Source organism: Aeromonas sp. INTO2, from assembly GCF_049860605.1.
Classification (GTDB): Bacteria; Pseudomonadota; Gammaproteobacteria; order Enterobacterales; family Aeromonadaceae; genus Aeromonas; species Aeromonas caviae.
This window is the reverse complement of the sequence record NZ_CP187588.1, coordinates 962,092-980,938: the sequence shown is the minus strand read 5'-3', so window position 1 is coordinate 980,938 and position 18,847 is coordinate 962,092. Positions and strand designations below refer to the sequence as shown.

General features: G+C 64.3%; 15 protein-coding genes and 1 pseudogene. 4 read left to right on the top strand and 12 right to left on the bottom strand.

Annotated features, from left to right (window positions below; all coding sequences use genetic code 11):
* Positions 1-31: 31 nt before the first annotated feature.
* Genes ACPW74_RS04670 through ACPW74_RS04650 form a run of 5 tightly spaced genes read right to left on the bottom strand, consistent with a single transcriptional unit; the run spans position 32 to position 5,426 of the window.
* The gene (locus ACPW74_RS04670; protein WP_425858595.1) at positions 32-3,190 is read right to left on the bottom strand and encodes an efflux RND transporter permease subunit; all 3,159 of its coding nucleotides are present in this window, start codon (positions 3,188-3,190) and stop codon (positions 32-34) included.
* Positions 3,183-4,202: an efflux RND transporter periplasmic adaptor subunit gene (locus tag ACPW74_RS04665; protein ID WP_425859180.1), complete on the bottom strand. Its 1,020-nt coding sequence runs from the start codon at positions 4,200-4,202 to the stop codon at positions 3,183-3,185. The genes ACPW74_RS04670 and ACPW74_RS04665 overlap by 8 nt, the downstream gene beginning before the upstream one ends.
* A 39-nt stretch (positions 4,203-4,241) precedes the next feature.
* The gene (locus ACPW74_RS04660; protein WP_164882110.1) at positions 4,242-4,688 is read right to left on the bottom strand and encodes a YeeE/YedE family protein; all 447 of its coding nucleotides are present in this window, start codon (positions 4,686-4,688) and stop codon (positions 4,242-4,244) included.
* A gap of 13 nt (positions 4,689-4,701) precedes the next feature.
* Positions 4,702-5,115, bottom strand: a complete 414-nt coding sequence (locus tag ACPW74_RS04655; RefSeq protein WP_042881673.1) for a YeeE/YedE family protein — start codon at positions 5,113-5,115, stop codon at positions 4,702-4,704.
* Complete coding sequence (locus ACPW74_RS04650; protein WP_039039225.1) at positions 5,112-5,426, bottom strand: ArsR/SmtB family transcription factor; 315 nt, start codon at positions 5,424-5,426, stop codon at positions 5,112-5,114. The genes ACPW74_RS04655 and ACPW74_RS04650 overlap by 4 nt, the downstream gene beginning before the upstream one ends.
* Positions 5,427-5,511: 85 nt before the next feature.
* Between ACPW74_RS04650 and ACPW74_RS04645 the strand changes: the two genes are divergently transcribed.
* The 4 genes from ACPW74_RS04645 to ACPW74_RS04630 all read left to right on the top strand — a co-directional run bounded on the left by ACPW74_RS04645 (position 5,512) and on the right by ACPW74_RS04630 (position 8,673).
* On the top strand, positions 5,512-5,697 hold the full coding sequence (locus tag ACPW74_RS04645) for a YgaP family membrane protein (RefSeq protein WP_052814676.1): 186 nt from the start codon (positions 5,512-5,514) through the stop codon (positions 5,695-5,697).
* Between the two features lie 52 nt (positions 5,698-5,749).
* A complete protein-coding gene (locus ACPW74_RS04640; protein WP_425858593.1) occupies positions 5,750-7,018 on the top strand; it encodes an NAD(P)/FAD-dependent oxidoreductase in 1,269 nt (422 codons plus the stop codon).
* 371 nt (positions 7,019-7,389) lie between these two features.
* Positions 7,390-7,764: a hypothetical protein gene (locus ACPW74_RS04635; RefSeq protein WP_041213245.1), complete on the top strand. Its 375-nt coding sequence runs from the start codon at positions 7,390-7,392 to the stop codon at positions 7,762-7,764.
* A 180-nt stretch (positions 7,765-7,944) separates the two neighbouring features.
* A complete protein-coding gene (locus ACPW74_RS04630; protein WP_052814657.1) occupies positions 7,945-8,673 on the top strand; it encodes an MgtC/SapB family protein in 729 nt (242 codons plus the stop codon).
* 78 nt (positions 8,674-8,751) lie between these two features.
* Here ACPW74_RS04630 and ACPW74_RS04625 read toward each other — a convergent pair whose 3' ends face one another.
* From ACPW74_RS04625 to dnaK, 7 genes and pseudogenes are all read right to left on the bottom strand, one after another.
* The gene (locus ACPW74_RS04625) at positions 8,752-9,762 is read right to left on the bottom strand and encodes a substrate-binding domain-containing protein (protein ID WP_109112194.1); all 1,011 of its coding nucleotides are present in this window, start codon (positions 9,760-9,762) and stop codon (positions 8,752-8,754) included.
* Positions 9,763-9,789: 27 nt separating this feature from the next.
* The gene (locus ACPW74_RS04620; protein ID WP_425858592.1) at positions 9,790-11,205 is read right to left on the bottom strand and encodes a glycoside hydrolase family 32 protein; all 1,416 of its coding nucleotides are present in this window, start codon (positions 11,203-11,205) and stop codon (positions 9,790-9,792) included.
* Complete coding sequence (locus ACPW74_RS04615) at positions 11,205-12,569, bottom strand: sucrose-specific PTS transporter subunit IIBC (RefSeq protein ID WP_102948701.1); 1,365 nt, start codon at positions 12,567-12,569, stop codon at positions 11,205-11,207. The genes ACPW74_RS04620 and ACPW74_RS04615 overlap by 1 nt, the downstream gene beginning before the upstream one ends.
* 83 nt (positions 12,570-12,652) lie before the next feature.
* Positions 12,653-13,562, bottom strand: a pseudogene (locus ACPW74_RS04610) (aminoimidazole riboside kinase).
* A gap of 156 nt (positions 13,563-13,718) precedes the next feature.
* Positions 13,719-15,209 carry a carbohydrate porin gene (locus ACPW74_RS04605; RefSeq protein WP_102948702.1) on the bottom strand — a complete coding sequence of 497 codons (1,491 nt, stop codon included), beginning with the start codon at positions 15,207-15,209 and terminating at the stop codon, positions 13,719-13,721.
* Positions 15,210-15,473: 264 nt separating this feature from the next.
* Positions 15,474-16,610 (bottom strand): molecular chaperone DnaJ, encoded by a 1,137-nt coding sequence (gene dnaJ, locus ACPW74_RS04600; RefSeq protein ID WP_045524008.1) that lies wholly within the window; start codon positions 16,608-16,610, stop codon positions 15,474-15,476.
* 114 nt (positions 16,611-16,724) lie between these two features.
* Positions 16,725-18,653 (bottom strand): molecular chaperone DnaK, encoded by a 1,929-nt coding sequence (gene dnaK, locus ACPW74_RS04595; protein WP_052814974.1) that lies wholly within the window; start codon positions 18,651-18,653, stop codon positions 16,725-16,727.
* Positions 18,654-18,847: the final 194 nt, after the last annotated feature.

The window sequence follows — 18,847 nt, the reverse complement described above, 5'->3', positions numbered from 1 at the left end:
CCAGAAAACAGGGGGCACGTGCCCCCTGTGTTTACCTCTGACTTCGGCGAACGAGCAGGCTGTAGTAGAGCAGCGGGATCACCACCAGGGTGAGCAGGGTGGAAACCAGGATCCCGAAGATCAGGCTGATGGCCAGCCCGTTGAAGATGGGGTCATCCAGGATGAAAAGCGCCCCTATCATGGCCGCCAGCGCCGTCAGCATGATGGGTTTGGCTCGCACCTGCGCCGCCTCGATCACCGCCTGCTCGAACGCCATGCCACTCGCCCGCTGCTGCTCGATGAAATCCACCAGCAGGATGCTGTTGCGCACGATGATCCCGGCCAGCGCAATCATCCCTATCATCGATGTGGCGGTGAACTGGGCCCCCAGCAGGGCGTGACCCGGCATCACCCCGATGAGGGTGAGCGGAATGGGGGCCATGATGATGAGCGGCACCAGATAGGAGCGGAACTGGGCCACCACCAGCAGGTAGATGAGGATCATCCCCACCCCATAGGCCAGCCCCATGTCGCGGAAGGTCTCGTAGGTTATCTTCCACTCCCCGTCCCACAAGAGGGCCACCTCCCCCAGCTTGTCGGGCTGATGCACGTAATACTGTGGCAGCGAGATGTCGGCACCGGCGGCAAACATGCCGTAGAGCGGGCTGTCGGCATGGCCCCCCATGTCAGCCACCACCATCACCATGGGCTGCATGTTCTTGTGCATGAGGTAGCTGGGGGCGACCTCGTCACAACGGCTCACCAGCTCGGAGACCCGCACCAGCTGGCCGCTCTGGCTGCGCACCTTGAGGGCCATGATGCCGGTCAGATCCCGCTTGTCACCGGGGGCGAGCTCGATGCGGATCGGCACCGGATACTTGGCGCCTTGCCCCTGCAGCCAGCTCGCATCCTGATAGCCCACCCCGCCATTGAGGGTCGCCACCAGATCCCCGAGATCGACCCCGAGCAGGGCCGCCTGGGCGCGATCCACCACCAGCCGCCACTTGGGCTGGGGGTCGGTCAGATAGATGTCCACGTCCACCAGATCCGCCGTGGCCACAAAGCGGGCCTGTACGGCGCGGGCAGCGGCTTCACGGGCGGCCTGCGTCGGGCCATACACTTCCGCGACAATGGGTGACCAGACAGGCGGTCCCGGGGGCACCTCCACCACCTTGAGATTGCCCCCTGCCGCGCTGGCGATGGCCTGCAAGGGCGCACGCACCGACCGGGCAATCTCGTGACTGCTGCGATCCCGTTCATGCTTGTCCACCAGATTGACCTGGATGTCCCCCACGTTGGCGCCGCTGCGGATGAAGTAGTGGCGCACCAGCCCGTTGAAGTTGATGGGGGCGGCGGTGCCGGCGTAGATCTGGTAATCCTTCACCTCGGGCACCCTGGCGAGCTCCCGACCCACCGCCAGCAGGGTGCGCTCGGTCTGCTCCAGGGTCGCCCCCTCCGGCATGTCGAGCACCAGCTGGAATTCCGACTTGTTGTCAAAGGGGAGCATCTTGAGCACCACCCACTGCACCACCGGCATGGCAGCCGCCCCCGCCACCAGCAACAGGATGGCCAGCCAAAGCTTGTGTCTCGCTCTTTTGGCACCCGCCCCCATCAGGAAGGGGGTCATCAGCCGGTGAAAGAGCCCGGCCTTGGCCTCCCCGTGGGCGACACGCCCCTCGCGCGTGAGCAGGTGATTGGCCAGCCAGGGGGAGAAGATGAAGGCCACCAGCAGGGAGATGAGCATCCCCATGCTGGCATTGATGGGGATGGGGCTCATGTAGGGGCCCATCAGGCCGCTGACGAAGGCCATGGGCAGCAGGGCCGCGATGACGGTCAGGGTCGCCAGTATGGTCGGCCCCCCCACCTCGTCCACCGCGCCCGGAATGAGATCCTTGAGGGACCCCTTGCCCAGGCCGCGATGGCGGTGGATGTTCTCCACTACGACGATGGCGTCATCCACCAGGATGCCGATGGAGAAGATCAGCGCAAAGAGGGACACCCGGTTGAGGGTAAAGCCCCACGCCCAGCTGGCAAACAGGGTCAGCGCCAGGGTGATGACGATGGCGACCCCCACCACCAGCGCCTCGCGCCACCCCATGCTCACCAGCACCAGCAATACCACCGCCGTGGTGGCAAAAATGAGCTTGCCGATGAGGGTGTTGGATTTGGTCTCGGCGGTGACGCCGTAGTCACGGGTCACCGTCACCTCGACGCCAGCCGGGATGAGCCGGTTCCTGAGGCTCTCGACCCGTGCCTCCACCCGCTTGGCCACCTCCACCGCGTTCTGCCCCGGCTGCTTGCCGATGGCCAGGGTCACCGCCGGGTAGCTGGCTTGCCCCTGCCCCATCCAGCTGCGCTGGACCGGGGTCTCTTCCCCAAGCGCCACCCGGGCCACCTCACCGAGATAGACGGGCTTGTCGCCCTGCAACCCCACCACCAGCTCCCGGGCCTCCTGCTCGCTTTGCAGGAACTGCCCCACCTGCACCTTGATTTCCCGGTTATCCTGCACCACGGCCTGCTCGCTGCCCACCCGGTTGGCGGCCGAGAGACGCTGGCTAAGTTCGCCCCAGCTGATGCCATGGGCGCTGAGGGCCGCCGGGTCCGGCATCACCCGCAGCACGGCGCTCTGGCTGCCCAGCGTGTAGATATCGCGGGTACCGGGAATGCGCTTGAGTTCGGTCTCTAGCTCGTGGGCGACCCGGGTCAGATCGGGGGCCCCCAGCTGCTTGCTCCAGAGGGTCAGACTGACGATGGGCACATCATCGATCCCCCGGGGTTTTACCAGTGGCTGACCGACTCCGATCCCCTGTGGCAACCAGTCGCGGTTGGAGTCGAGCTGGTTGTTGAGATCCACGATGGCCTGCTCCCGGCTCACCCCCACCTTGAACACCACCACCAGCAGGGCGCCATCGGGTTGGGAGAAGGAGTAGAGGGTATCTATCCCCTTTATCTGGGAGACCACCTGCTCGGCAGGGGTGGTGACGAGGGATTCCACCTCTGCCGGGCTGGCACCCGGGAAGGGAATGTAGACGTCGGCGAAGGTGACATCGATCTGGGGCTCCTCCTCCTTGGGGGTCACCAGCACGGCAAAGAGGCCGAGCAAGAGCCCCACCAGCGCCAGCAGCGGGGTGATGGCCGAGCCCTGAAACAGGGCCGCCAGCCGACCCGCCGGCCCCAGGTGGCCATGGTTGTCGTTCGGATCGCTACTCATGTGGCACCTCCTGTTGACGGGTCCAGGCATCGGGGGCCAGGGTGTCACCGCCCTTGAGACCCGCCAGGACCTCGCACAGCCCAGCCTCGCAGTGGCCGACCCGCACCGGGGTCAGGGCCCAGCCCTCCCCCTCTTTGAGGTAGACGCCGTTGAACTCCCCCTGCCGCAGCAGGGCGGGCTCCGGCACTTGCAACACCTGACGCTCACCCTGTTCGAGCTGCACCTTGAGCCACATGCCGGGCAGCACCCCTGTCGTGTTCGGCGGCAGATCGAGGCGCAGCCGGAAACTGTGGCTCTGGCTGTCGGCGTAGTTGAAGCGGGTCAGCTTGACGGGAGTCACGGCCTTGCCACCGGGCAGCAGCACCTGCACATCCGACGGCTGGCCGGCGAGAGCCAGTGCGGACTGGGGCAGCTCCAGCTCCACCCTCAGCTCGCCAAGGGAGAAACCGGATAGCAGCGGCGTACCGGGGGCCACCGTCTCCCCCAGCTCCACCAGCCGCCTGGTCACCACCCCGGCGTAGGGGGCGAGGATACGGGTATAGCCGTAGGCTTCCCGGGCCTGGATGAGGGCGGCCTCGGCGGCATTGACCTCGGCGCGGGCGGCCCGATCCGTTGCCTGGGCGTTGTCGAGCTGGGCCCGGGTGATCACCCCCTTGGCGATGAGGGCCTGATAACGGGTGAGCTGGCGCTCGGCCTCCACCTGCTGGGCCTGGGCCCTGGCCACTCGCGCCTCGGCGCCGGTCACGGCGGCAGACTGCTCCTTGCCGCTTATCTCGAGCAGGGGCTGCCCGGCCTGTACCTCGTCATTCACATCCACCAGCATGCGGGAGACGCGGCCACTGGTCTGGGCCGCGACCGTCCCCTGATGAATGGCGCTCACGGTACCGCTCAGGGTGAGCCAGTCGGTGACGCGCTGCGGGGTCAGCGTCAGCGACCCCTTGGCCTCCTCGGCCGCCACCAGGGTGGATGTCATGACCAGCAGGGGGATCACCAGCAACCGGATTGTGTTCATCATGATTCTCCTTCCCTGGCTCATGGGCACCTTGAAAACTCAGGCAATACGGTGCTGGCGAGCCTTCTCCAGCACCCTGTTCCAGACCTTGTCCACCAGCAGGATCCCGGCCGCCATGGCCCCGATGAACAACATTATCATGGGCTGTCCGCTGGAAATGAGACTCAAGGCAGGCCCTGGACAGATGCCGACCAGGCCCCAACCGATCCCGAACAGTGCGGCCCCGCCAATCAGGCGGCGATCCAGCACGGGAGCGGGAACCCGGGCCATGGGTTCCCCCAGCAGGCTCAGACGACGGGGCTTCACCAGCAGGAAGTAGCCCGGCATGAAGACAGCCAGGGCGCCCCCCATCACGAAGGCCAGGCTGGGATCCCAGGCACCGGCCAGATCGAGAAACCCGGTGACCCGCGCCGGATCCATCATCCCGGAGAGGGCCATCCCCAGCCCGAACAACAGACCCGCAAACAGACTTGTCAGCAATTTCATGGCAATCAACCCGTCAAAACATGTGGTGAGTAAAGAACACGGTCGCCACGCCCATCCCCATAAAGGTGAGCGTCGCCACCACGGAGCGCGTCGACAGCCGCCCCATACCGCAGATGCCGTGACCGCTGGTGCAGCCATTGCCAAGACGGGTGCCGATGCCCACCAGCAGGCCGGCCAGCAGCACCACGGGCCAGCCGGGCAAGGCATCAAAGGCGGGCATGGTGGCCCAACCCAGGGTCAGCGCCAGCCAGGCCCCCAGTCCCAATCCCAGCAGAAACAGCACCCGCCAGGGGGTCTTGTACTGCATTGCACCGGCCAGAATGCCGCTGATCCCGGCCACCCGGCCGTTGAACAACATCAGGATCAGGGCCGAGAGCCCCGCCAGCATGCCGCCCCCCAACGAGAGCAGCCATTGGCTTTCCATCATCGAATTTCCTCATCTGAGTGACAAAAATGGGTTTGCAGCGCCGCCAGCACATCGGCCGCCGCCTCGCTCACCAGGGAGTAGTAGATCTGCTGGGAGACTTTGCGCGAGCGGATAAGGCCCTGGCGCTTCAATACCGACAGTTGCTGGGAGAAGGCCGACTGCCCGAGCTGACTGTGGGCCAGCAGCTCCCCGACCCCCTTCTCCCCTTCCACCAGCTGGCAGAGCACCATCAGGCGTTCAGGATGAGCCAGCGCCTTGAGCAGGCCGGCGGCGGCTGTCGCATGTCGGTTCATCTCGTCGAAGTGGCTCATAAGATTAAATTAGCAATTGCTGATATTTGTTCTATTGTATAAAACAACCCTAAATTAGCAATCACTAAACAAAAGGAGACGAGAAATGGCCGTCGATAACGGAGTCAGAGTGGTCGCAGGTGGCATGTTGCTGCTGTCGCTGCTGCTCACGGCCTGGGTCCACCCGGGCTTTGTCTGGTTGAGCGTCTTTGTCGGGGTCAACCTGATCCAGAGCGCGTTCACCGGGGTCTGTCCCGCCGCCGCCGTGCTCAGGCGAATGGGGCTCAAATAGGCAGGCGGACATATTGGCTCACAGGAGCCGTGTAATAGAGCGGAGGCTCATTATGGCAACCATCATCATCGGGGCAGGGTTGGGGGGCATGTCGGCCGCCTACGAGCTCAAGGCCGAACTCGGCAAGCAGCAGGACGTCATCCTGGTGAACGACAAACCCGACTTTGAATTCAACCCTTCGAACCCGTGGATTGCGGTCCGGTGGCGAAAGCGCAAGGATATCTCCCTCCCCATAGAGCCTCATGTGAAGAAGAAGGGGATCCGCTTCATCCACGCCGCCCTGACCGGGTTGCAACCCCTCGAACAGCAGATCCGCCTCTCCGATGGCCAGCACCTGCACTACGACTTTCTGGTGCTCTGCACCGGCCCCGCACTCGCCTTTGAAGAGGTTCAGGGAGCGGGCCCGACGGCGTGCGGCACCGCCAGCGTCTGCACCCTCTCCCACGCAGAGGAGTGCCTGCACAGTGTCAACGGGCTGCTCGACGAACCGGGTCCGGTGATCGTCGGTGCCATGCCCGGCGCCTCCTGCTTCGGCCCGGCCTACGAATACGCCTTCATCCTCGATCGCCACCTGCGCGACAAGAAGGTGAGAAAGGACGTGCCCATGACCTTCGTCACCAGCGAACCCTACATCGGTCACCTCGGCCTCAACGGCGTGGGGGATTCCAAGGGCATGCTGGAGAGCGAGCTGCGCATGCGCGACATGCAATGGATCTGCAATGCCCGCACCGTGGCGGCCAGGGATGGGGTGATGACGGTGGAGGAGCTGGATGAAGATGGCAACGTCAAGCGCACCCACAGCCTCCCCTACAAGCATGCCATGATGCTGCCCGCCTTCGCCGGCATCAGCCCCCTGCGGGGTCTCGAGGGGCTGGTCAATCCCCGCGGGTTCGTCATCGTCGACGAACACCAGCGCAACCCTGTCTTCCCGCAGATTTACGCCGCCGGGGTCTGCATCGCCATCCCGCCCCAGCACAAGACGCCGGTACCGACCGGGGTGCCCAAGACCGGCTACATGATTGAGGCCATGGTGCGCACCCTGAGCCACAACATCAAGGCGGAGCTGGACGGCCAGCCCCCGGTCACCCGGGCGGTGTGGAATGCCATCTGTCTGGCGGACATGGGGGACACAGGGGCCGCCTTCGTGGCCATGCCGCAGATCCCGCCGCGCAACGTCGCCTGGTTCAAGAAAGGGAAGTGGGTCCACCTGGCCAAGATAGCGTTCGAAAAGTATTTCCTGCACAAGATGCAGGTGGGCGACACCGAACCCATCTATGAAAAACTGATGCTCAAATACCTGGGCATCGACAAGACCCGGTAACCCCCCAAGGGCCCGCCGGTGAAGGGAAGAGGGCTCCCTTCGTCGGCGCTTTCATCTCTTTTTTATTATGTTTCAATATGTTGCTATCAAGGGCTCGGGGTTTACCCAGGCCGCCGTATCGGCTACCATGTCGCCTCTTTATCACTAGCGGAGACCATCGGTGGGCAACTCATCAAGTGACGGACGCACGCCGCCCCTCGTCGTCGGCACCCTGGTCGCGAGCTAGCCGCAGGTTATTCTCTGCCGCGACTCGCCACCCTGCGAGAAGTGGATCCCTCTTTTCCCCGCTTTTCACACTTGACGTCAGGTGACGCGGACTCATCCCCCGACACCTTGCCTGCATAGTTTCTGCTTCCCAAAAGGAGGCTGCTATGCGCTTGATTTCAAACAACTCTGTCGCTGACAAATCCCCTTCCCTGCTGAGCAGACTGGGACGGGGCCTGCGACCACTCTGGCAACGTGGCAGACGGCGTCAGCACCTCTATCGGCTGCACATCCGCTGCGAAGACAGAGCCGACATGGAGCAGGTGCTGGCGGCGGTGAGCCACACCCTGCAACCGGCCGGACTCAGTCCTCTGCAGTCCATGAAGCCCGGGCGCGGTGAAGGCCGCGTGCTGGTGCTGAGCCTCTACTGCACGCCGCCCCAGCGCCGCTATCTGGTGCAGTTCATCCACCAGGTCGGGGCTGTCCACCCGGTACGCTGGGAACTGCGCCCCCGCGCCGGGGACGACGCCACCAGGCATTGACCCTCGAATGAGGCGGGTCCTTCCCGGGCAACCGTGAAGGGCCTGTACCCTGTTCTGCGCCATCCCGCTCCGTCAGGAGGCGGGTCGCGCCCTTGCATTCACCACGATGTCGACCTTGCCCCCCGTCTCTCACACAACCCGGGGGAGCAGGCTGGTCGGCATCCCAGGAGGAGACCCTTCATGAGAATGTGGCAACAACTCGATTTTCTCGCCCTGCTCGACACCCTGGCCAGCCTGCTGCTCGCCTTCGTGCTGGGCAGCCTGGTCGGCCTGGAGCGCCAGTACCGCCAGCGCACCGCCGGCCTTCGCACCAACGTGCTGGTCGCCGTGGGGGCGGCCCTGTTCGTCAACCTGGCCCAGCGCATCTATGACCTGCATGGTGGCAGTTACGGGGTCGTCCACGTGGTGGCCTACATCGTCTCCGGCATCGGTTTTCTCGGCGCTGGCGTCATCATGCGGGAATCCGGCAACATCCGGGGCATCAACACAGCGGCCACCCTGTGGGGCGTGGCCGCGGTCGGGGCCGCCTGCGGCGCCGGGTTCGCCCTGGAGGCCATCCTCGGCGCCCTCTTCGTGCTGGCCGCCAACACCCTGCTGCGTCCCCTGGTCAACCAGATAAACCGTGACCCGGTGAACAACATGGACACCGAAGTGACCTATCACGTGACCGCTCTCATCGGCCGCGCTCACCAGAAGGAGGTACTGCCCTGGCTCGAGCAGATGCTGGAGCAGGCCCACTACCCCCTGAGCGAGCTCGACATCACCCCCTTCGGCGATCAGGATCTCGAGATCTCGGCGGCGCTGCTCGCCACCGCCATCGATGGCACCAAGCTCGATGCCCTGATGAACACGCTCGGGGAGCACCCTCACATCAAGCAGATCTTCTGGCGGGCCAGCATCACCGATTGACGCCCTCATACCAGGCGCAGCACAAAAAGCCCCGCCGGATCCGGCGGGGCTTTTTCACAGGAAAGGGAAGCCGTGTGCCTAGCGGCGGCTGCGCCAGCGCACCCTGGGGTTGATGACCTGGGCGGTCTGGGCTGGGGGATTGCCCGCGATGAGTTGCTGCATCATCTCGGAGGCGGCCCGGGCCAGGGCCGGGCAATCCTGGGCCACGGAATCGATGCGCATGGGGATGCAGTCGAGCAGATCGTGATCGTCGAAGGTACACAGGCGCATGCCGGTCTCCATCAGTCCCGCCTCGTTGAGGTAGCGCAGCACCCCCTCCAGCAGGGTGAAAGAGGCGGTAAAAAGCCCCTTCGGCGGTGCCCCGAGTTCGTCCACCAGCTCAGACATCAGCTGATAACCCGAGCTCGGCTGGTAGTCACGGTGGCGGACCCGGTCTGAAGTGGCCTCCAGCCCGGCCCGGTGCAATCCGAGCTCGTAACCCGCCAGCCGGTGGCGGCTGGGGGAGAGATCCAGCAGACCGCCGAAGTAGTAGATCTCCTCCCCGCAATCCTCGGCCATATCCTGCACCAGCTCGGCGGTAGCCTTGCAGGCGTCCGAGATCACCATGGGCAGGCGCGACTCACCGATGTGGCGGTCGAGCTGCACCACCGGCAAGCGGTCGTGGATGCGGGCATAGATATCGTCACTGTGGCCGCTGGAGGCGACGATGAGGCCATCCACCTGGCGGCTGATGAGGTTGTCCACCACCCGCTGCTCCAGGGTGGGGTCATCCTCGGAGCAGGCGATGAGCAGCTGGATCCCCGCCTCCCGACAGCGGGCCTCCAGGGCACGGGCGATGCTGGCGAAGCCGAAGTTGGTGAGGTCGGGGATGACCAGCCCCCAGGTGTAGCTGCGCACCTCCCGCAGGGAGCGGGCATGGATGCTCGGCTGATAGTGGCACTCGTCCGCCACCGCCTGGATCCGCTTGCGGGTATCGTCGGCGATGCGGTATTCCGCACTCTTGCCGTTGAGCACCAGACTGGCGGTGGCCTTGGAGACCCCCGCGAGCGTGGCTATCTGGGCAATCGTGATCCGTTTCTTCTTCTCCACCTGACCTCCCGGCACACTGAGACCGGGCTATTGTACTAGGCAGGTCGCCAGCGGCCAGTGATCGAGACAAATTTTGCTGCCATCATCACCGCAACGTGCGGAAAGTACTGGGTTTTCGCCGGGGAAGTAACGGGTCGACAAGCTCTGGCGCCCGCCATCGACGAAGCACTCCAGGCTGGAGCGGTCACACAAGACGGTGATCTTGCCCCCAAGCCAGGGGGCGCTTCGCTCCTCCCACTCCCCGCTCTGCCAGTTCTGGCGACGCAGGACAAGACGCCCCGGCTGCCACACCAGCTCGACCACGGCCCCGAACCCGATGCGCCCTTCACCGCACAGCGCCAGATCGAGCCAGGCCGAGTCGATGGCCAGGGCAGGCAGCTCGTCCGGCGCCCCCTCGAAGCGGGTCTGCTCCCCTTTCAGGGCGCCCAGCTCTGCCACCGGCCGCTGGCAGAGCCACTCATCCTGCCAGAACAGCTCCCGCGGGCAGCTCATCTGGTGGATCCAGCCGTGCTCGAGAGTGGGCTGGCTCATCTCGTTCTCCTCCGGCAAGCCCAGCCAGCCGAACAGCAGGCGCCGCCCCTGGCTGTCCTGGGTAGTCTGGGGGGCATAGAACTCGAATCCCCGGTCCAGTTCATGGAAAGCCCCGTGCTCGAACCTCTCGCCGTCGAAATCACCCGCCAGCCAGCCGCACTGGTAGAGGTTGCGATAATCCTCTCCCTGCGGGGCAATCCCCTGCGGGCAGCTGATCAGCACATGGCGATCTCCCAGGGGGAAGAGGTCCGGACACTCCCACATATAGCCAAACTCCCCGAGACCGCCGCGCCCGCTGCCGGCGATGGGGCCCACCAGCGTCCAGGCATCCAGGGTATCACCGCGATAGAGCAGCACTTCCCCCCGATCGTCCAGGGTGCGGGCCCCCAGCACCATCAGCCACTGCCGACCGTCGTGCCACACCTTGGGGTCGCGCACATGGCCGCTGTAGCCTGCGGGCAGGTCCAGCACAGGGCCCAGCTTGGCAAAGCCCCCCGCACCGTCGGCGCGGGCCAGACACTGGTAGGCGGTGCGGCTGCCGTCCGGGTATTTGACGTTGCCGGTGTAGATGAGGGTCAGACGCCCCTGCTCATCGCTCACCGCCGAGCCCGAATAGCAGCCGTGGCTCTCATAGGCCTCGGTGGGCAATAGCGCCACCGGCTCATGCTGCCAGTGCAGCAGATCGGTGGAGGTGACATGCCCCCAGCCCTTGTTGCGGTGCTCGCAACCGAGCGGGTTCCACTGGTAGAAGAGGTGATAGCGCCCGTCGTGCTCGATGAAGCCGTTGGGATCGTTGAGCAGCCCCACAGGGGCTGCCAGGTGCCAGCGGGGCCGATGGGGATCGGCCGCCGCCTTGAGCTGTCCGGCCAGCAGGGACCGGACAACCTGGTTCAGGAGATGGCTTTCCTTCATCACTCCACCTTGTACTTGAGCAGGTAGGAGGCGGCGAAAGCGGCGCCAAAGGCGATCACCAGACCGATGACGTAGTGGATGAGGCTCATGGGCTGGACGATGGCCATGCCCGGGATGCCGGTCAGGCCCACCGCCGTCATGCCGACCTTGGCCGCCACCACGTAGGCGCCGCCGCAGGCCCCGCCGAACAGACCGGCCAGGAAGGGCTTGATGTAGCGCAGGTTGACCCCGAAGATCGCCGCCTCGGTGATACCGAGCAGGCAGGACATGGCCGCCGGCACCGTGATGGCCTTGATCTTCACATCGCGGGTCTTGAAGTAGACCGCGAGGCAAGCCCCACCCTGGGCCACGTTGGCCATGGCCCAGATGGGCAGCAGGAAGTTGACGCCGATGGCAGGGTTGGCCAGCAGCCCCGCCTCGATGGCGTGGAAGCTGTGGTGGATGCCGGTGATGACGATAAGGGAATAAGTCCCGCCAAACACCAGACCCGCCAGCCAGCCCGCCTGCTCATAGAGGGCGCTCAGACCGAACGAGATGCCATCCCCCAGCACCCGCCCGGCGGGGCCGATGAAGAGCAGCGCCACGAAGCCGGTGATGATGACGGTCAAAAACGGGGTGAGGATGAGATCCAGGGCGTCAGGGATGCGCTTGCGCAGCTGCTTCTCCAGGTGGGACATGAACCAGACTGCCAAGAGCACCGGGAAGACGGTGCCCTGGTAGCCGATCATGGCGACATCCAGGCCGAAGAAGTCCATGGTCTTGAAGCCCCCGGCCACGCCCCAGGCGTTGGTCAGGGCCGGGTGGGTGAGAATGCCGCCGAGCGTCGCCCCCAGATAGGGGTTTCCGCCGAATTCGCGCGCCGCCGTAAAACCGATGAGGATCGGCAGGATGATGAAGGCTGCCGAGCTGAACATGTCGAGCATCACAAACAGGGCGCTGTCTGCGTTGACCCAGCCGTAGGTGCGCACCATGCCGAGCAGCCCCATCAGCAGGCCGGACGCGACGATTGCCGGGATGATGGGGACGAAGATGTTGGAGAGGGTCCGCGCCAGGCGCTGTGCCACATTGAGCTTGGCCGTCGCCATGTCGGTCAGCTCCGCCTTGCTGGCGGTGCCGGTACCGGTCAGCGCCACGAACTCCGCATAGACCTTGTTGACCAGGCCGGTGCCGAAAATGACCTGGATCTGGCCGGCGTTGCTGAAGCACCCCTTGACCCCCTCCAGCTTGTCGATGGCGGCCTTGTTCACCTTGCTGTCGTCCGCCAGCACCAACCGCAGCCGGGTGGCGCAGTGGGCGGCGCTGACGATGTTCTCCTTGCCCCCGAGCAGGGGCACCAGATCCTGGGCTATCGCGCTGATATTCATATTCTTCCTCTTATGACCCGCCACGCTGGCGGGCCCTTGTCACATGAGAGTAGGGGCTGTCGAGCCGGGCTTCTAGCCGCAGATCAACAGCCGTCTGCGCCTGATCGCAAAAATTCATCCAGCCGGGTGCGGGTGGGCAGTGCCGTCATCGCCCCCTTGGCGGTGGTGGCGAGCGCCCCGCAGCCGTGGGCCTGAGCCAGAATGGTGGGCAGCTCGGCCAGCGTCGGCAGCGAGGTCCGTTCGGCCAAGGCCGCCAGCAGCCCGGCGACGAAGGCGTCCCCCCCCGTAGTATCGAGTGGCGTCACTTTGGGCCCCACCCACTCCAGCAACTCGCCACCCAGACGGGCCACCACGCCCCCGCCCCCGGGTCACCAGCACCAGTGCCGGGCCTGAAAGAGTGGCAAGCCCCGCCGCCAGATCGTCCAGACCGCTCAGCAGTTGCAGCTCCTCCACCGAGAGCTTGACCACGTCTGCGAGGGCCATGGCCTCGCGCACCACGGGCAGCATCTCGGCAGGGTTGCCCCACACCTCTGGCCTCAGGTTGGGGTCGAAGCAGACCCGCCCCCCGACGGCACGGATGGTCGCCATGGCTTGCAGGCAACTGCTGCGCACCGGCTCGTTGGCGAGCGCAATGGAGCAGGTCAGCAGCCACTGCCCGGCCTGGAAGACCGGCAGATCGGCGTGGCTCAGGAATTGATCGGCACTGGGGCGCACCATGAAGGTGAAGCTGCGCTCCCCCGCGTCATCGAGATCCACCAGCACCGTGCTGGTGCGATGGGCCGGATCCTGGATCAGGTGGCGAATGTCGACCCCCTCCCTGGCCAGGGTCTCCCCCATGAAGCGGCCGAAGGGATCCGCGCCGACCCGGCCAATGAAAGCCGACTCCCCGCCGAGCCGGGCAACGCCCACCGCCACGTTGGCCGGTGCGCCACCCGGACATTTGAGGTAGTGCTGCTCCCCTTCCGGGATCAAGTCCACTACCGCATCCCCCATTACCCACACACGATTCGTCACCTTGTTGCTACTCCACTGCTGCACAGGATTTGCCGGGGTCAGCCCCGGGTTCTGGGTCCGCATTATCAGCTAAACCGTTTTAGCTAACCAACAGATCCCGGGGCCGCCTGCCATTTTTGTGATCGGGATAACGAACTAGAACCAGGTTTCCATCTGCACGCCAAAGTTCCACTCGCCCCCGGCGGTGAAGTTGCTCTGGCCCATGGCATCGGAGCTGGCGTAGTTGTCGAGCTCGGAGGACCAGTCCATCCAGGTGGCGAACACCCGAAGCTCGGGCCGCTCGAAGAAGCCGGCGGTCTGCGCCTTGAAGGTCGGCGCGAAGGTGAGCTTGGTGAAATCGCCGCTCACCGCCTGACGACCCTTGTAGCCCTTGGGATCGAGGTCCATGTACTGCCAGGTCGCCTCGTAAACCAGCTCGACGTTCTGGCTCAGCACCTGGGCCAGGCGGCCATTGAGGGTCACCCAGCGGTACTCGTCCCCTTTCACGTAACGATCCTGGCTGTGCTCGGCCAGCAGGGCCGGGGCCACACGCCAGCGGGGCGCAAGATCGGTGGCGCCAAACACTGCGACCCGCACCGCATCGGCATCCGGCAGCAGCTCGCTGTCGGAGCCCAGCCCCTTGAGCTCGGCACCCAGACCGTGGCCATACAGCACCGCCGCCTTGGAGAAACCGGGGTTGATGCCAAAGAAGCTGTCGGCGTGGTAGGCCACCAGGGTGTGGGCACCCTTGTTCGCCGCTTCGCTGCCCGCGCCGCCGTCGTTGATGCGCGCCTCGTTATCCTTGGCGGAGAGGCCGTTCAGCATCCACTGCCAGTTGCCAACGCGGTTGTTCATGGTGAGGATGTAGCTCTCGATGTCGGAGAGACCGCTCGCGCTGATGTCGCCGTAGTCGCGCCCGTAGAGGGAGAAGTTCGCCTTCCAGCTGTCGGCCAGCTGCACGTCGTAGACGCCGCCGCCGGTACCGGCCAGGAAGACCACGTCCGAGTCGAGCCAGTGGATGTCGAAGTTGTCCCGGTCAAAGCGCTTGCCCGCCCAGAGCACCGAGTGCTGGAAAGGACCGCTGAAGCTCGCCAGATCGCCGATTTCGGCAAACACCTGGCGGGTGTTGAGGCTGGAATCGCTGGCGGTCCAGTCGTTGCTGGTCTCCACTCCGTCCGCCAGCATCAGCTTGTAGCGGGCCCAGCTGCCATCATCGAAGGTCTGGCTCTTCAGCAGGTTGGCCTCCATGTAGGTGTCATCCTCGTTGCCAAGGCGACCCACGGCGCCGCCCACCGAGCCGGCCGGGGTGATGTAGGGGCCGCCGCGGCCACCGTTGCCGTTGCCGTTCACCAGCAGGCCCGAGCGGGCATAGCCGTGGAACTCGAAGCCCTGGGCACCGGCGGTCTGCTTGTCCACCTTCTCGCTCTGGGCCTTGGCCACGGCGGCGGTCTCGCGGGCTTCGTTTGCCTTGCTCTGGGCCTCGTCGGCCCGCGCTTCGGCAGCGGTGGCACGCGCCTCGGCTGCCTGCACCCGCGCCTCCAGCGCCGCCAGACGAGCCTCGATACCACCATCCGCCGCCCACAGCGGGCTGCTCATTCCCAATCCCAGCGCCACGGCCAGCGCCAACTTGCTCTTGAACATCGTCATCGTCCTCACCTGTCTTCTGTCGCCCGTCCGGGCTCTGTTGTTGTTGACGAGCCGAGGATAGCTAAACCGCTTTAGCTGACTCAATATGCCAGCTAAACCGTTTCAGCTGGAGTGTGAGCGGGATAACATTTGTACAGGGGGAATTGGCGGAAGTTGTGAGGAGGATCCCTCATCGGGATCCACTCAATAAGGGGGGATCCAGGCCAGATGGCGGGCAAAAAAAAGCCGGCACATCCGTGCCGGCTTGGGTAACGCGGGTCGCGTTTATTTGGTCAGGTCGTCGAAGAAGCGTTTCACCCCTTCGAAGAAGCCCTCGGATTTCGGCTTGTGGGTCTTGGCAGCGGCGCCGCTGAAGGAGTCGTCCAGCTGGCGCAGCAGATCTTTCTGGGTCTCGGTCAGCTTGACCGGAGTCTCGATCACCACCTTGCACATCAGATCCCCCACCTGGCCGGAGCGCACGGACTTGACGCCCTTGCCCCGCAGGCGGAACAGCTTGCCGGTCTGGGTCTCCGGGGTCACCTTGAGCTTGACCCGGCCATCCAGGGTCGGCACTTCAATCTCCCCGCCGAGCGCCGCCGTGGTGAAGCTGATGGGCACTTCGCAGTAGAGGTCGTTGCCGTCACGGACGAAGATCTCGTGCTCGCGCACGTGAACCTGTACGTAGAGATCCCCCGCCGATGCGCCGGTTTCCCCCGCTTCCCCTTCGCCGGAGAGACGGATGCGATCCCCGGTGTCGACCCCGGCCGGGATCTTGACCGACAGGGTCTTGGTCTTCTGGTAGCGCCCTTCCCCATGGCACTTGCGGCACGGATCCTTGATGATCTTGCCGCGACCGTGACAGTGGGGGCAGGGCTGCTGCACCGCGAAGAAGCCCTGGCGCATCTGCACCTGGCCGGAGCCGTGGCAGGTGGGGCAGGTCTGGGCAGAGCTGCCGGTATGGGCACCGGAGCCGTTGCACACTTCGCAGTGGACCTGGGTCGGGATCTTGATCTCCTTGGAGACCCCGCGCACCGCCTCTTCCAGCGTCAGCTCCATGTTGTAGCGCAGATCAGCGCCACGGGCCGGGCCGCGACGACCGCCCCCGCGACCACCGAAGATGTCGCCAAACACGTCGCCGAAGATGTCGCCGAAATCGGCACCACCGCCAAAGCCGCCGTGGCCGCCACCCTGGCTCGGATCCACCCCGGCATGACCGTACTGGTCATAACGGGCACGCAGGTTCTCATCGGTCAGGACCTCGTAGGCTTCCTTGACCTCTTTGAACTTCTCTTCAGCCCCGGCATCACCCTGGTTGCGATCCGGGTGATACTTCATGGCCAGACGCTTGTACGCCTTCTTGATCTCGCGCTCGTCGGCACCTTTCGACACCCCGAGCACTTCGTAGAAATCGCGCTTCGACATACTCATCCTGTTGCTATATCAGCAGTTACGCAGACGGGCGTTGGTTACCCAACGCCCGTGAATTCATGGACTCAAGTCGATGGGCGAAGCGGACTTCGCCCATCCGGGTCGGGCTTACTTCTTGTCGTCTTTCACTTCTTCGAACTCGGCGTCGACCACGTCGTCGTCAGCCTTGGCAGAAGAGGAGGACTGACCGGCGTCAGCACCGGCGGCGCCTTGCGCCTGAGCCTGCTGCTGGGCAATCTCCATCAGCTTCTGGGACGCTTCCAGCAGCGCTTGCTGCTTGGCTTCGATGGCAGCCTTGTCGTCACCCTTGATGGCGGATTCCAGCTCGCTCAGGGCAGTCTCGATCTTGGTCTTCTCGTCGGCAGGCAGAGCTTCACCGGCTTCGGTGACCTGCTTGCGCACGGAGTGGACCAGACCGTCAGCCTGGTTGCGGGTCTGCACCAGCTCTTCGAACTTCTTGTCCTCGGCCGCGTTGGCTTCGGCTTCGCGTACCATGCGTTCAATCTCGTCATCAGACAGACCGGAAGAGGCCTGGATGGTGATCTTCTGCTCCTTGTTGGTCTCCTTGTCTTTCGCGGAGACGTGCAGGATGCCGTTGGCGTCGATGTCGAAGGTCACTTCGATCTGCGGCAGACCGCGCGGTGCCGGGCGGATGCCTTCCAGGTTGAACTGGCCCAGGGACTTGTTGTCGCTGGCGCGCTTGCGCTCACCTTGCAGCACGTGAATGGTCACGGCAGACTGGTTGTCTTCGGCGGTGGAGAACACCTGGGACTTCTTGGTCGGAATGGTGGTGTTCTTCTCGATGAGCGCGGTCATCACGCTGCCCATGGTTTCGATCCCCAGGGAGAGCGGAGTCACGTCCAGCAGCAGTACGTCGGTCTTGTCACCGGACAGTACGGCACCCTGGATGGCAGCACCCATGGCCACGGCTTCGTCCGGGTTGACGTCTTTGCGCGGCTCTTTGCCGAAGAAGTCGGCCACGGTCTTCTGAACCAGCGGCATACGGGTCTGACCGCCCACCAGGATGACGTCGTCGATCTCGCCAACCGCCAGACCGGAGTCTTTAAGGGCGACACGAACCGGCTCCAGGGAGTCTTTCACCATGTCTTCCACCAGGGATTCCAGCTTGGCGCGGGTCACCTTGATGTTCATGTGCTTCGGACCGGTGGCATCTGCTGTGATGTACGGCAGGTTGACGTCGGTCTGCTGGGCAGAAGAGAGCTCGATCTTGGCTTTCTCGGCGGCATCTTTCAGACGCTGCAGGGCCAGCTGGTCGTTGCGCAGGTCAATGCCCTGCTCGCGCTTGAACTCGTCAACCAGGTAGTTGATGACGCGGTTGTCGAAGTCTTCACCACCCAGGTGGGTGTTACCATTGGTCGCCAGTACTTCGAAGGTGGTTTCCCCTTCGACTTCGTCGATCTCGATGATGGAGATATCGAAGGTACCGCCCCCTAAGTCATACACGGCAACCTTGCGCTCGCCCTTGACCTTGTTGACGCCGTAGGCGAAAGCCGCGGCAGTCGGTTCGTTGATGATGCGTTTTACATCCAGACCGGCGATGCGACCGGCATCCTTGGTGGCCTGACGCTGGGCGTCGTTGAAGTAGGCCGGTACGGTGATGACGGCTTCGGTCACCGGCTCGCCCAGGTAGTCCTCGGCGGTCTTCTTCATCTTTTTCAGCACTTCGGCAGAGATCTGCGGCGGTGCCATTTTCTTGCCTTTCACTTCAACCCAGGCGTCACCGTTGTCGGCCTTGGCGATGGCGTACGGCATGATTTTCAGGTCACGTTGTACTTCGTCATCTTCGAAACGACGGCCGATAAGACGCTTGATGGCGAACAGCGTGTTCTTCGGGTTGGTGATGGCTTGGCGCTTGGCCGGCTGACCAACCAGGATTTCGCCGTCATCGGCATAGGCAATGATGGACGGAGTAGTACGGTCGCCTTCCGCGTTCTCGATCACGCGAGCATGGTCGCCATCCAGAATAGCGACGCAGGAGTTGGTAGTACCCAGGTCAATACCGATGATTTTACCCATTTGACGAATCTCCAAATACTTTGAATAAACTGGCGAGGGGCTCGCCTTGATACGTTAACGGCTAGGTGGGGCCTGCCACTGTGGCTTTCAAGCTCCCGGCATCAAATTTTTTGTGCCGCCGTGGCCTTGCAACCTATATGGGGTCTCAAGTCGGCGCTTCAAGTCCGGCCCTGAAAAAACCTGCATACAGGCCA